General features: G+C 66.4%; 10 protein-coding genes. 4 read left to right on the top strand and 6 right to left on the bottom strand.

Going from position 1 to position 12,243, the window contains the following annotated elements:
* Positions 1–207 precede the first annotated feature (207 nt).
* The 3 genes from ACIHAX_RS31215 to ACIHAX_RS31205 all read left to right on the top strand — a co-directional run bounded on the left by ACIHAX_RS31215 (position 208) and on the right by ACIHAX_RS31205 (position 3,861).
* Positions 208–1,005: an ABC transporter ATP-binding protein gene (locus ACIHAX_RS31215; protein ID WP_397281241.1), complete on the top strand. Its 798-nt coding sequence runs from the start codon at positions 208–210 to the stop codon at positions 1,003–1,005.
* On the top strand, positions 1,002–2,336 hold the full coding sequence (locus tag ACIHAX_RS31210; RefSeq protein ID WP_364436524.1) for an FtsX-like permease family protein: 1,335 nt from the start codon (positions 1,002–1,004) through the stop codon (positions 2,334–2,336). Before ACIHAX_RS31215 ends, ACIHAX_RS31210 begins: the two co-directional genes overlap by 4 nt.
* Positions 2,337–2,607: 271 nt before the next feature.
* Complete coding sequence (locus tag ACIHAX_RS31205; RefSeq protein ID WP_364436521.1) at positions 2,608–3,861, top strand: saccharopine dehydrogenase NADP-binding domain-containing protein; 1,254 nt, start codon at positions 2,608–2,610, stop codon at positions 3,859–3,861.
* Between the two features lie 46 nt (positions 3,862–3,907).
* Here the strand turns inward: ACIHAX_RS31205 and ACIHAX_RS31200 are convergent, their stop codons facing one another.
* The 4 genes from ACIHAX_RS31200 to ACIHAX_RS31185 all read right to left on the bottom strand — a co-directional run bounded on the left by ACIHAX_RS31200 (position 3,908) and on the right by ACIHAX_RS31185 (position 9,576).
* Positions 3,908–5,074: an MAB_1171c family putative transporter gene (locus ACIHAX_RS31200; protein ID WP_397281238.1), complete on the bottom strand. Its 1,167-nt coding sequence runs from the start codon at positions 5,072–5,074 to the stop codon at positions 3,908–3,910.
* A gap of 1 nt (position 5,075) precedes the next feature.
* Positions 5,076–5,588, bottom strand: coding sequence for a hypothetical protein (locus tag ACIHAX_RS31195; RefSeq protein ID WP_355076685.1), 513 nt, complete (start codon positions 5,586–5,588; stop codon positions 5,076–5,078).
* A 184-nt stretch (positions 5,589–5,772) separates the two neighbouring features.
* Complete coding sequence (locus tag ACIHAX_RS31190) at positions 5,773–9,051, bottom strand: protein kinase (RefSeq protein WP_397281235.1); 3,279 nt, start codon at positions 9,049–9,051, stop codon at positions 5,773–5,775.
* A gap of 117 nt (positions 9,052–9,168) precedes the next feature.
* Complete coding sequence (locus ACIHAX_RS31185; RefSeq protein ID WP_364436511.1) at positions 9,169–9,576, bottom strand: OB-fold domain-containing protein; 408 nt, start codon at positions 9,574–9,576, stop codon at positions 9,169–9,171.
* Between the two features lie 324 nt (positions 9,577–9,900).
* Between ACIHAX_RS31185 and ACIHAX_RS31180 the strand changes: the two genes are divergently transcribed.
* On the top strand, positions 9,901–10,464 hold the full coding sequence (locus tag ACIHAX_RS31180) for an ester cyclase (RefSeq protein ID WP_397281233.1): 564 nt from the start codon (positions 9,901–9,903) through the stop codon (positions 10,462–10,464).
* A 20-nt stretch (positions 10,465–10,484) separates the two neighbouring features.
* Here ACIHAX_RS31180 and ACIHAX_RS31175 read toward each other — a convergent pair whose 3' ends face one another.
* Complete coding sequence (locus ACIHAX_RS31175; protein WP_355076691.1) at positions 10,485–10,952, bottom strand: hypothetical protein; 468 nt, start codon at positions 10,950–10,952, stop codon at positions 10,485–10,487.
* Between the two features lie 59 nt (positions 10,953–11,011).
* The gene (locus tag ACIHAX_RS31170; RefSeq protein WP_397281329.1) at positions 11,012–12,232 is read right to left on the bottom strand and encodes a PucR family transcriptional regulator; all 1,221 of its coding nucleotides are present in this window, start codon (positions 12,230–12,232) and stop codon (positions 11,012–11,014) included.
* Positions 12,233–12,243 lie beyond the last annotated feature (11 nt).

Raw genomic sequence — 12,243 nt, 5'->3', positions numbered from 1 at the left:
TACAGCGGGCGCCAGTTCGCGGCCACACACCTGGCAAGTCGCCATCACGAAGCTCTTTTCGTCACGAAAAATGGTTGGTGACGAAAGTCTACTCGATACCGTATCCGTGTTGATAGCCACGAGCTATTTGCAGATCAAATCCCTGTTCAAAGTAGGTATCTGCGTCTCGATATCCACCGCGAGAATACGTTCGGTACCATCACAATTATGACTCGTACACTGTATTCACACCGGGCGCCTGAGCCGGAGCTCACGCACCACAGCGTGGTGTTGCGTGAGGTGGTCAAGGTCTACGGTGCGGGCCCCACGACAACGCGGGTGCTCGACAACGTGAGCCTGGCCTTCCCGCGCGGCTCTTTCACCGCCGTCATGGGACCGTCCGGCTCGGGCAAGAGCACGTTGCTACAGTGCGCGGCCGGATTGGATCGACCGAATTCGGGGTCGGTCACGGTCGACGGAATCGAGCTGACCGCGCTCGACGAGACCGCACTGACGCGGCTGTGCCGGGATCGGATCGGCTTCGTCTTCCAGTCCTACAATCTGGTGCCGACCTTGACCGTGCAGCAAAATGTCACGCTTCCCGCGGAATTTGCCTCTCGGCGGATCCCCGTCGACGCCGTACGCGACGTCTTGGCCCGGCTTGGTCTCGCGCAGCACGCGCACGCGCGCCCCGCGACGCTGTCCGGCGGGCAGCAACAGCGGGTGGCGATCGCCCGCGCACTACTGAGCGAACCCGCGGTGATCTTCGCCGACGAGCCGACCGGGGCGCTCGACAGCCGGGCCGCCGCCGAGGTACTCGGCCTGCTCCGAGACGCCGTCGACCGCTCCGGCCGCACTATCGTGATGGTCACCCACGATCCGGTCGCCGCATCCGTCGCCGATGCCGTGGTGTTCTTCGCGGACGGGCGCGTGGTCGACGCTGTGCGGCGGCCGACCGCCGACGCGGTCGCCGCGCGAATGACCAGGCTGACCGACGGCTTCGCCCGGCACGGCGGTGTCCGATGATGTGGCGTTTCGCATTTCGCACGCTCCGGGCTCGTTCCTCGGCGTATATCGCCTCGGCGTGCGTCATCAGCACGGGCACAGCGCTGTTGACCGCGTTCGCCGCACTCGCCGAGACCGGTCTCACCGCACCGGACGACAGCGCGAACTCCATGGCCATCCTCGCGGCGATCATGGGCGGCTGGACCGTCGCGGTGGTGGCGTTCGGCATCGCTTCCACCGTCACGCTCGTAATCCAGCAGCGGCGGCGGGAGCTGGCTCTGCTCCGGTCGATCGGTGCTGTTCCCCACCAGGTGCGCGCCATGGTGCTGGTGGAGACGCTCATGGTGGCCGGTCCCGCGGTAATCGCCGGCCTCGCACCCGGTGTCGGGCTCGGTGCGTTTCTGCTCGGCCGGATGCGCGCGGTGGGTGTCGTGCACGGGCCGATCCAGCTCGTTACCGGCTGGTGGACCGTCGGTGCGGGCGTGGCGGTCTCGCTGCTGGCCGCGATCGTGGCCGCCCTGGTCGCGGGCCGACGCGCGGCGAAGGTGGCACTCGTGCTCGCCCTGGCCGACGCGGCGGGCGCGGAAGAGGGCACGGTCTCCCTGGCGAAACCGATGATCGGCGCGGCATTCCTGCTGCTCGGCCTCGGCTCCGGGGTCGGCACACTGTTCATGACCGACGGACCGCTGCTGGCCGCAGTCGCCGGACCGGCCTGCATCGGCGTCGCGATCGGTGCGGCACTGTTGAGTCCCGCTGTCGTCTCGACGGTCGGGCGGGTCGGCGCACTGGCGCGGAGCAGCGTCGTCCGATTGGCTCTGCGGAATGTGGACGCCCGCGCCGCGGTCGCGAGCACTGTCGTAGGCCCGTTGGCGCTACTCGTCGGCATCGCGACCGGCACGCTGTACATGCAGAGTACCGAAGACAGCATCATCGATCGCGCGCCCGATGACATCGGCCCGCAGTTCGCGGCCGCGAATTACCTGGTCGTGGGGATGATCATCGCGTTCTGCACCATCGCCGTCATCAATGCGTCGATCGCGGCGACTTGGAACCGGCGCCGGGAATTCGGTCTGCTCCAGATGATCTCGTCGACACGACGTCAGGTGCTGGGTATGGTCGCCGTCGAAAGCATTGCCGCGACAGGCATCGCGGTAGTTCTCGGCACGATCGCGGCGGCGGCCACCGCTGTCCCCTACAGCATCGTGAAGACCGGGTCCCCGATTCCTTCCGGCCAGTGGTGGATGTACCCCGCGACGGTCGTCGGCGCCTTCGTGATCTCCCTCGCCGCGACCTCGTCGACGTGTGTGCGGGCCACCCGCATGCGGCCGGTCGTCGCCCTCACAACACCATGAGCCCTTCAACGGTGCCGGTTTCGATCATCACGCCCAAACGAAACTGCCACCTGAACAGGAGGATAGATCGAATGCACCGCGAACCAGCAACCCACCGCACACGGACGGGGGCACGACGGATGCCTGTGGCCCCATCGGGTCGCGCCGGGTCGGCCGGGCATTCGCCGGTTTCGGCGGAAGCGCCGGGCGCGCACGTAATGCAGCACATGGCGGGATCGACTGCGATCCAGCCGAAATGTCGGACACAACATCGACCGGAAGTGGATTGGACATGCAAGAAGGCCCAGAATTCGACCTTGTTCTCTTCGGTGCAACAGGATTCGTCGGAAAGCTCACCGCCGAGTATCTCGCCGCCGCGGCACCGGGAACGGCGCGAATCGCGTTGGCCGGGCGTTCCTTGGAGAAGCTGACAACAGTCCGCGACAGCTTGGCGCCGGCCGCCGCGGCCTGGAGTCTGGTGGTGGCCGACGCCGCCGATCATGACGCACTCGACGCACTCGCCGCGCGGACCACTGTCGTCGTCACCACGGTCGGCCCGTATCAGCGCTATGGCATGCCTCTGGTGGCCGCCTGCGCGAAGGCGGGCACGCACTATGCCGACCTCACCGGCGAGTCCATATTCACCAAGGAAGTTATCGATCGGTTCCATGATCAGGCCGTGGCCAGCGGGGCCAAGATCGTGAACTCCTGTGGCTTCGACTCGATTCCGTCGGACCTGAGCGTCTACCAGCTCTACCGCCGCGCGGTCGCGGACAACTCCGGCGCACTCGAGGACACAACCCTCGTCGCGACAGTGCAGGGCGGCGTCAGCGGGGGCACAGTCGACTCCGCACGCGCGATGTTGGAGGCCATCGCGGACGACCCCGCCAAGCGGTCGGTGCTATCCCACCCGTACTCGTTGAGTCCGGACGAGTCGAAGGATCCAAACGTCGGCTGCCAGTCCGACCAGGCCTTGCACCGGGCGAACACCATCGATCCGACGTTGCGGGGGTGGGTCGGCACGTTCGTCATGGCACCGCACAACACGAAGATCGTCCGGCGTAGCAACGGTCTGCTCGGTTGGGTGTACGGCAAGAACTTCCGCTACCGAGAAGTCATGCATGCGGGAGACTCACCGGCCGCGCCGCTGATCGCCGCCGCGGTCACGGCGGGCATCGCCGCCGGCATGGCGGCAGGCGCGGTGCTGTCCAGATCCGCGATGGGGCGCAAGCTCCTCGATCGAATGCTTCCCGAACCGGGCACCGGGCCGAACGACGAGGCCCGCGCCGAAGGATGGTTCGATATGAAAACCTTCGCCCGCACCTCGTCGGGTGCGGTTTACGTGGCGACCTTCTCCGGCACCGGCGACCCCGGCTATCAGGCGACCGCGGTGATGCTCGGCGAGGCCGGCCTGTGCCTGGCTTTCGACAGCGCACAGTTGCCGCGACTGGCCGGAGTCCTCACTCCGGCGACGGCGATGGGCGACGCGCTCTCCGACCGTATGCGGGCCGCGGGGATGACGTTCGAACTCCGACGGCGCCGATGAGGAATTTCGAGCAGTCGACGGCGGCGGATACACCGACGCGCGACGGCTACGGCGATTTTGTCAGGCCGCGGACGTGTGGCCATGCCTTGGCGAGTGCGAGGAGCTGGCGCAGCTCCGCGGTGAGATCCCTTGCCCCCGGTTGGATTTGGTGCCGCGGCGTGAGCCGGCTCGCGCGCGGGGCGTGCCCGGCAGCTTTCGTTGCGATGGCCTCGGCGACGCGACGGGCATAGATGTGCGGGTCGCCGCCGGTGGCGGCCAGATCGTCGGGGCAGTCGCTGTAGCGCTTGAGATGCAGCAGACTGTCGCGGATCTCGACCGTCATGCGGTGCAGACGGATGGCCGGGTCTGTTCGGCCGTCGAGGTCGCGCCGCGTCTCCATGACGATTTCCGGTACGGCTGCGGTGAGATCGGCCCACATGGGCTGCAAGCGGCGGCGATATCGGCTGGTGCGGTCCCATCCGACATGGGAGACCAAGGCGCTGATCAGCGGCACCGTGACCACGGCGGGAGCGCCGACCGCCGAGAGAAGGAACCCGCACCATGCTTTCCAGCGCATTTCGGGATCGAATGGCGGTTGGCCGGTCAGGACACTGACAAGCGAATCGATCGGGTATGCGACCGCGACAATCCCCATGCCCACCGCGGTGCACAGGACCACCGTGTACAGTGCGCGTTCCTGCCAGGGGCTATCGCCCGCGGCGCGCATCTCGCGCACGCTTGCCCGGCTGACGAGCACAGCCGTCGCACCGAGCGGCAGGGAAAACGCGATCCAGATCACGACGGCAGGCCAGCCGAGGGCTTGGTCGATCAACTGGTCGGCGCGGCGGGCGGGCGTCCCTGCGATCAGGATGACAACGGTGGCGGTGAGGGTGAGCAGGTAGTAGCGCCGCTGCCTGTGCCACGTGTGGGCGGGGTCTGCGCCTGCCCACAGCTTGGCGATGCCGTAGATATTCGAGACGGCCAGCACGGTTGCTCCCAGCGAGAGCTGCCGGGCGATGTTCACCACGTCGCTGTTGTCGCCGGGCAGCAGCCGGGTCAGTGACTGTTCGAACCACGACTCCCGCAACAGGTGTTCGACGAGAGCCGCGGCGAGCGCGCGGTTGACGAGCCGGTCGACGACGCTGTCCGGCAACAGCCACCACCGACCGATGAGCGCCAACGCGATACCTGTCAGGACGGGCCAGGTGATCGAACCCGGGATCGGGGAAGTCATCTCACCGATGCCGGTTTCGGAAGAACGTCGAGCGGAACCGGCTCGCCGACCGCTTCGGCAGCATCGCTTCGACGAGCAACAGGTCCGCGAAGGTTTCGGCGGCGCGCTCGCGCTCACTTCCGTAATCCTGGCGGCGCAGTACGCTGCGGATCGTTTCCAGCGACAGCGAGGGCATCAATTCGCGCAACGGCAGATCGGCCGCGGCACCATCGGTACCGCTCGCGGTTCCTCCGTGGCCGAGCAACATATGACCGATCTCGTGGGCGATGATGTGATCGGCATGCCATTCGGTGTCGGCTCCGTACATGATCACGTCGTCGCCTGCACGGGCGATCCACAGGCCGCTTCCGGTGCCGCATCCGTTCTCCGAGAGTGCGCCGACATCGATCGGGCACAACGTGATCGGCCGTTCCCGGTACTCTGCCACCCGCGCGATGTACTCCGTTACGTCCCATGGGTGGGGGATCGGTACCAGGCGACCCAGCTCCTCGAATCGCGCGGCGAGATCCTCCATTACGCCTTCCCCTTGTCGATCACGTGACCTATGCCGATACCGCGATGAGCGTAGCCGCCGACCGAGCATCGTCACGGACGCGGCTTGTCGCGCAGGCTTTCTCGCACCGACTCGACGGATCGGCCGCGTGGTCATCGTCCAGTCGGCCTGACAGAGAAATGCGTAGTCGATCGTGACGGTTCGCTCATGTTCCCGAAGGGTTCCGTGAGGCCGCTATCCACGCCGCGACCTGTGTTCGCGAGGTGAAGCCCAGTTTGGTCAGCACGTGTTCGACATGGCCTTGTGCGGTGCGGGGCGAGATCACCAAGCGAGCGGCGATCTCCCTGTTGGTCAGGCCTTCGGCGACCAGTTCGGCGACTTGCCGCTCGCGTTTGGTCAATTTGCTGCCCAGGGGATTTCGCGCCGAGGGTGAGGCCGGTTCACCCAGGGCGTAGGCGATCGCGGCGTCGAGATCGAGCGCGGCGCCTTCCCGGTGGGCCGCGGCGTAGGCGTGCTCGCTGATGGCTTCTCGAGTTCGGCGCTCGCACTCTTCCTGATAAGCGAGCAGCTCTGGGAATTGGGTCGGCGCGGTACCCACGGACCGGCCGATCTGTTCGGCGGCCGCGAACAAGACGACCACACGCTCGGCAGCTTCGTGGTCGGCTGCGATCCACGCCAGTGCTTGCAGGCACATGCTGAGGTTCGTGCGGTCGTCCACCTTCCTGCTCACCCGCAGTGCTCGCACGATGAGTCGAGTCGCCCGCACGGAATCTCCTCGACGCCACAACGAAATGGCCAGCGCCCACATCGCGTAGGCCTGATATACCGTCCCGCCGTGTTCTTCGATGAGCGCGAGAGAGCGTTCGAAATATTCGATGGCCCGCGCGCTGTCGTCACCCAGCCCGTGCGTGAGACCGAGAAAGGTCAGCGCGTCGACTCGGAAGAGGAGAGGGCCGCCTCGCTCGGTATACACCTGGAGGGCCTTCTCGAGATACAGGCGGGCGTCGGAAAGGTTTCCGTTGAACAGTGCGAGGAGTCCATCGGCGAAGTCGATGTGTGCGCGGATCAGCGGGTCGGTCGACCGCTCGGCGAACGCGTGCCCTTCGCGTACCAGATCGGCCACCCCTGAGACGTCGCCCTGTACTGCGGCTATGAGGGAGGTCGCGAATATCGCCGCGGCCTGGTCGACGGTGACTGTGCCGGTGCGGCGGGCCAGCAGACGCTCCAGCCAGCGACGCTCCTCGGCGAGGGAGCCGTGGGAGAACCGGAAGGGCAACAGAGCGTTGGCGATCCGGATTCCGGCTTCGGGGCTGTCGGACACGCAGAATTCCAGCGCTTGCCGCATGTTCGGCTGCTCCCGGCGCAACCGTCCGACCCACTCGAAGTCCCGAGGACTGATCAAGTCGGCATTCGCATCGAGCGCCAGCTGTTCGTACCAGTCACGGTGGCGACGGCAGAGTTCGAGGTATTCGCCGGTCCGCTCCCCTTTTTCGCGGCCGTAGTCACGCACCGTGTCCAGCATCCGAAACCGCACCACGCCCGCCGACTCTTCGCGAATGAGGATCGACTTGTCGACGAGGAACGCGACCGTATCCAGAATGTTCTCCGCTGCCAGATCCTCTCCGCAGACGTATTGCGCGGCCTCGAGGTCGAAGCTGCCCGCGAAGACCGACAACTGAGCCCACACTCGTTGTTGCACCGGTGTACACAGGTCGTAGCTCCAGTCGATGCACATGCGCAATGTCTGTTGCCGCGGCGGTGCGCTCCTGCTGCCGCGAGTGAGCAAGGCGAACCGATCGGTCAAGCGTCGCAATATCTGTTCCGGCGACATCACCCGCAACCAGGCCGTCGCCAGCTCGATCGGCAACGGCAAGCCGTCCAGCTGCCGGCAGATCCGGGCGATGGGGCGTTGGTTGTCCTCGGTGAGTTCGAACCCCGGCACGGCAGTGGCGGCCCGGTCGCTGAACAACCTCATCGCGTCATTGCGGGCCGGGTTCCTGGGTAGCCGATCCGGATCGGGGACGGCCAGCGGGTGGATCGGCAGAACCGCTTCCCCTGCGAGGCCGATCGGCTCGCGGCTCGTCGCGAGAATGCGCACTCGCTGACACGCGCGAAGCAGCGACTCCGCGAGTTCCGCCACCGCGGCCACCAGTTGCTCGCAATTGTCCAGCACGAGCAGCAGTTCGCGATCGGCGAGGAACTCGGCGAGTACGTCGCGTAACGGCCGCATCGATCGGTCCTGCAAGTTCAGCGCGCCCGCGATGACGCTCGCCAACAGCGATTCGTCACGCAGCTCACCCAGCTCGACGAACACCACACCGTCGGCGAAGTCGCGTTGCGCAGTGGTGGCGACTTGCACCGCGAGCCGCGTCTTGCCCACTCCGCCGATCCCGGTGAGGGTCACCAACCGCGAGGTCGACAACGAGTTCGTCGCTTGCGTCAGCTCGGTTCGTCGATCGATGAAGCTGGTCAGTTCCAGCGGAAGCTTCCCCGAACCCGACGACGCCTCCGTCGCTCGATGCTGCCGCGACCCCGTCGCAGGCAACTGCCGGCCTGGTGACTCGGCCTCGGGCTCCCCCGCGAGCGGAGTGTGCAACGCCATTTCATCGACAGGGAAACCATGACGGGTCTGCGCTTCTCGGAGTTGCTCACCCAGTTCCGCGGCGGAAGGTCGGCTGTTCGGGTCACCGGCCATGGCACGTTCGATGATGGCTCCCACGGCCTCGGGAATGCCGTGCTCGCGCAGGTCCGGTACCGGCTCGGAGGTGATTCTGAGGAACTGGGCCACCAACTGCTCGCCGTCGCGGCGTTCGAAGGCCGCATGGCCGGTGATCGCGGCGAACAAGGTGGCGCCGAGGCCGTAGACGTCCGCGGCCGGGCCTGCCGCCTCGCCGCCGATCACTTCCGGAGCAGTGAAGGCGGGCGTCCCGGTCACGATGCCCGCGCCGGTGACGAACCCGCCTCCGATATGAGCGATGCCGAAATCCACCAGCGTGGGCTCGTCGTAGTCGGTGTAGAGAATATTTCCGGGCTTGACGTCGCGATGGAGCACCCCGGCGCGATGCGCCGTCTCGAGAGCCCCGGCCATCTTCACCCCCAGCCGCAGCACTTCCTCGAGTCCCAGCGGCCCGCTGCCGCGGATCCGTGCGTCCAGAGAGCCGTGCGGGTAATACGGCATGACGATGTAGGGGCGACCGTCGTCGGTGACGTCTGCGTGCAGGACATGCACGATATTGGGATGGCCGGTCAACCTGCCCGCGGCCCGCTGCTCGCGTAAGAACCGGGCCCGGTTGTCCTCGTCCAGATCGGCGGTGAGGACCTTGACCGCGACCACTCGGTCGAGCGAAGCCTGCCTGCAGCAATACACAGCGCCGAAACCACCCCGGCCGATCTCGGCGGCGTCCTCCAGCCCAGCCGCCGCCAATTCCGCCGCGACCGAACCGGACGCGTCGCGTTGCGTCGCGAAGGGATCGGCATCGGTCATCGACTACACCGATTCACCCCATCCGAGCCCATTGGCAAACCCACCACTGCACACCTCCCGGTGACGTATCCCCAGGATATCGCCGGGACTTATCCAGCGGGTCGCGCAGTCGGACTGTCAGGGCAAACGGGTGCTGACCGCGAAGACCGGGAACCTGCCTTCCGGGGGATGGGGTTGGAATTGAACGCGCACCGACGGGCCCGCGGACGAGGGGATCTCGCCTTCGAGCGATGTGTAGACCCACGGGCCTTCGTCGAGCTCCACGATGGCGATCGTCAGCGGCACCAACCCGCCCTGCCTGTCGGTCGGGGCCCGATCCACTACCCGCCATGACACGACGGAACCCGCACCCGACGACGGCACACTTTCGAGGTCGTCGGATCCGCAGGACGAGCACCCGGACGTTATCGGCGCGAGCAACTTCTCGCACCGCATGCAGCGGTAGATCATCAACATGTCGTCCGCGCGCAGCTCACTGCCACCTCCGACGACGTTCGAAGTGTGCTCGACCTGGTTCGTGTGCATACGGGCCTCCCCGAGGCGGTGCTGGCAAGTTCCGCTCCAGACTGCCCCGCTGAGCCACGTCGAGCGACGGTGAAATTACCCGGGGGTATACCTATTTTTCGCCCGATCGAGGAGCCGGACCGCACACCTCCTTGATTATATCCACGGCGTGGGTATAAGTTCGTCCTCACTTAACCCACACTGTGGATATCGGAGGCATGCGCTTTCCGTACCCGCGGTTTCCTCCCCCAGCGAACTCACCGGCACATGGACCAACCCGGGCGCCAGGCCCATGCGCAGTCACGGCCACAGCACTGATGGACCCGGCTTCGAAGGAGTACTCCCATGTCGTCCCGATTCCACCTGCCGCCCGAAGACGTGCTGCGCGCCCGGGAGAAACTGGTTCTCGACCACTTCCGCGACGAAGTCCGCCAGGACTGGGACGCCACCCTGTCGACATTCCCCCACCCGCACTACGAGATCATCGCGCAGATGCTCGTCCACGACGGCGACGGCGAAGTGCGCGGCTACTATCACGACACCCGCGTCGCCTTCCCCGATCAGGACCACGAACTCATCGCGCTCCGGCACAGCCATGACGCCGTCATCGTCGAATTCTGGCTGCTCGGAACACATCTCGGATCACTCGGCAAGATTCCCCCGACCGGCTCCCGGCACCGCACGAGGATGACGGCCTACTTCGTCTTCGACGAGCACGAGAACCTGGTGACCGAACGGATCTACTTCGACCAGCTCACCGTTCTCCGACAACTGGTGGACGGACTGAACAAACGCGATCCTCGTGACCTGTGGAAGCTCGGCCGAGCCGCCGCCGGAGCCCTCGCCATGGCCGGCTCCGATCCGGACCCGCGCCTGCTGGCCACCACCCCACCCGACCTCGGCGATTGACCGCCGATACGCAGGACCCGTTACGGGCGTTCGGCCGTTCCTCCGCCGTTGTCGCGGGTTTCGATGGCCTTCACGGTCTTGTCCAGGGCCTGGCGCAGGACGCGTTTGCCGACGGTCCCGACCACGACTTCGAGGACTCGCCCTTTCAGGTTCTTGCCCTCGCGCACGATGACGACATCCACATCGGTCTTCCCGTCCGACCGGCGGTTGAAGGTGTAGGTGTGGCCCGAGTGGCCGCCCCATACGTTCGAGTCGGTGGTCGTCATGACGACCCGCTCGGGATTCGACCAGTCGTAGTGCAGGCGTTCCCAGATGCCGTGCGAGCCTTCCGTGACGTCGGCCTCACGGCGGCCCTGGTTGTGCACTTCGAGGTATTCGTCGGCGCTGTTGCCGAACACCTGTGAGCGGCCCGGCCCGAAATCGGTGAGCGCCGCTACGAACTGCTCCGGTGTCGAGTTCGTCGTCTCCTTGAAGTGGATGGTGGACATCGCCTTCTCCTTCGCTTTGGGGTGATGGGTTTCAAGCCAGGAGGTGAAAACGATCTGCGCTACGCCGGGCCTCGGCGCAATGCCGCGCCCCCGTACCACTGGCACACCAGCAACGCCATCTCGACCTCGAGCCGGTCGTCGTCTATCGGTCGACCCCGCCGCGCGATCGCTCGCGTTATCCGGTACTTCACGGAATTGAAGTGCAGGTTCATTTCCGCGGCCGCGGCCTTGTAGCTCGATCCGGTGCGCAGGAAGACCCGCAACGTCTCGCGGAGCCGCTCGTCGTTGTCGTTGTCGGAGGCCAGGTCGCCGAGTACCTCGCTCACCCAGTCCCGCGCTTCCGCCATGTCACCACCCAGCAGCGCCGCGGCGGACAGTCCCGGATCGGTCGCGGAGAAGACCGTCGGATCGTCCGTGCCGCGGGCGAGCGCGACCGCGCGCGCGGCCTGAGCGTGCCGATGGGACCGCTGGAAGCCCTCGACGCCGGCGCCGAGCGTGCCGATCGCGAAACAGGGAGCGTCGGCCCGGTCGCGTGCGAACCTGCGTACGGCGCCGACCGGGTCGGCGGGAACCGACCGGTAGGGCAGCCAGGCCCATGCGCTGACCCGATCGACGGCGGCGAACAGCGGGCGCGCCGACGCGTTCGCCGCTTCGGCCAGTTCCCGCACGAACCGCTGTATTCGGGGCAGCTCGTCACCGGCGGTGCTCAGCTCCGGATACCACAGCACCAGCGCGAGGTGATGCCAGCGCAGCGGGTAGCGGATCGACTCGGTCGCCGCGTCGACGTCGACGGCGCTCGTCTCGGTCAGCACTTCACGGACCTGGAGTGTGCGAATGCTGTTCTGATTCTCCAACCACTGTTCCCGCTCGCCCTGGTAGGCGGCGACGACCTGCCGGGTGATCGAGTCGATGTAGTTGAACAGCGTCGTAGTGATGGTCTGCAGGGCATCGACACGCTGCTGCGGCGTGATATCGGCGGCCCGCACCTCCGCGAACACCAGTTCGCTCATCCGTCGCTGCCCCACCCAGTAGGCGCGAATCAAAGCATTGAGCGAAACCTCGTGCTGAGCAAGCCGTTTGGCGTATTCGATCGCCGCCGTCGGCGCCTGGACGCGCGCGACCGGAATATTGTGGCGCAGCGCCTGCAACAGTGTCTCGACGTTCGCGTGCACGCTGGCCCCGAGCAGTTCCAGCGAATGCGTGTCCTCGCGCAGTTCGGCTATTTCTTCCTCGAGTTTGCGCCGGATGGTCGTGCCGATTTCCGTCACCCGCTCGCTCATCCGGGCGGCGA

This window comes from Nocardia sp. NPDC051929 (assembly GCF_044548645.1).
GTDB classification, from domain to species: domain Bacteria; phylum Actinomycetota; class Actinomycetes; order Mycobacteriales; family Mycobacteriaceae; genus Nocardia; species Nocardia sichangensis.
Note: the sequence above shows the minus strand (reverse complement) of the source record. Positions and strands in the feature narration are given on the sequence as shown.

Coding starts and splice junctions, on each gene's coding strand:
- ACIHAX_RS31215 (WP_397281241.1), top strand. CDS start 208: ATGACTCGTACACTGTATTCACACCGGGCGCCTGAGCCGGAGCTCACG.
- ACIHAX_RS31210 (WP_364436524.1), top strand. CDS start 1,002: ATGATGTGGCGTTTCGCATTTCGCACGCTCCGGGCTCGTTCCTCGGCG.
- ACIHAX_RS31205 (WP_364436521.1), top strand. CDS start 2,608: ATGCAAGAAGGCCCAGAATTCGACCTTGTTCTCTTCGGTGCAACAGGA.
- ACIHAX_RS31200 (WP_397281238.1), bottom strand. CDS start 5,074: ATGACTTCCCCGATCCCGGGTTCGATCACCTGGCCCGTCCTGACAGGT.
- ACIHAX_RS31195 (WP_355076685.1), bottom strand. CDS start 5,588: ATGGAGGATCTCGCCGCGCGATTCGAGGAGCTGGGTCGCCTGGTACCG.
- ACIHAX_RS31190 (WP_397281235.1), bottom strand. CDS start 9,051: ATGACCGATGCCGATCCCTTCGCGACGCAACGCGACGCGTCCGGTTCG.
- ACIHAX_RS31185 (WP_364436511.1), bottom strand. CDS start 9,576: ATGCACACGAACCAGGTCGAGCACACTTCGAACGTCGTCGGAGGTGGC.
- ACIHAX_RS31180 (WP_397281233.1), top strand. CDS start 9,901: ATGTCGTCCCGATTCCACCTGCCGCCCGAAGACGTGCTGCGCGCCCGG.
- ACIHAX_RS31175 (WP_355076691.1), bottom strand. CDS start 10,952: ATGTCCACCATCCACTTCAAGGAGACGACGAACTCGACACCGGAGCAG.
- ACIHAX_RS31170 (WP_397281329.1), bottom strand. CDS start 12,232: ATGAGCGAGCGGGTGACGGAAATCGGCACGACCATCCGGCGCAAACTC.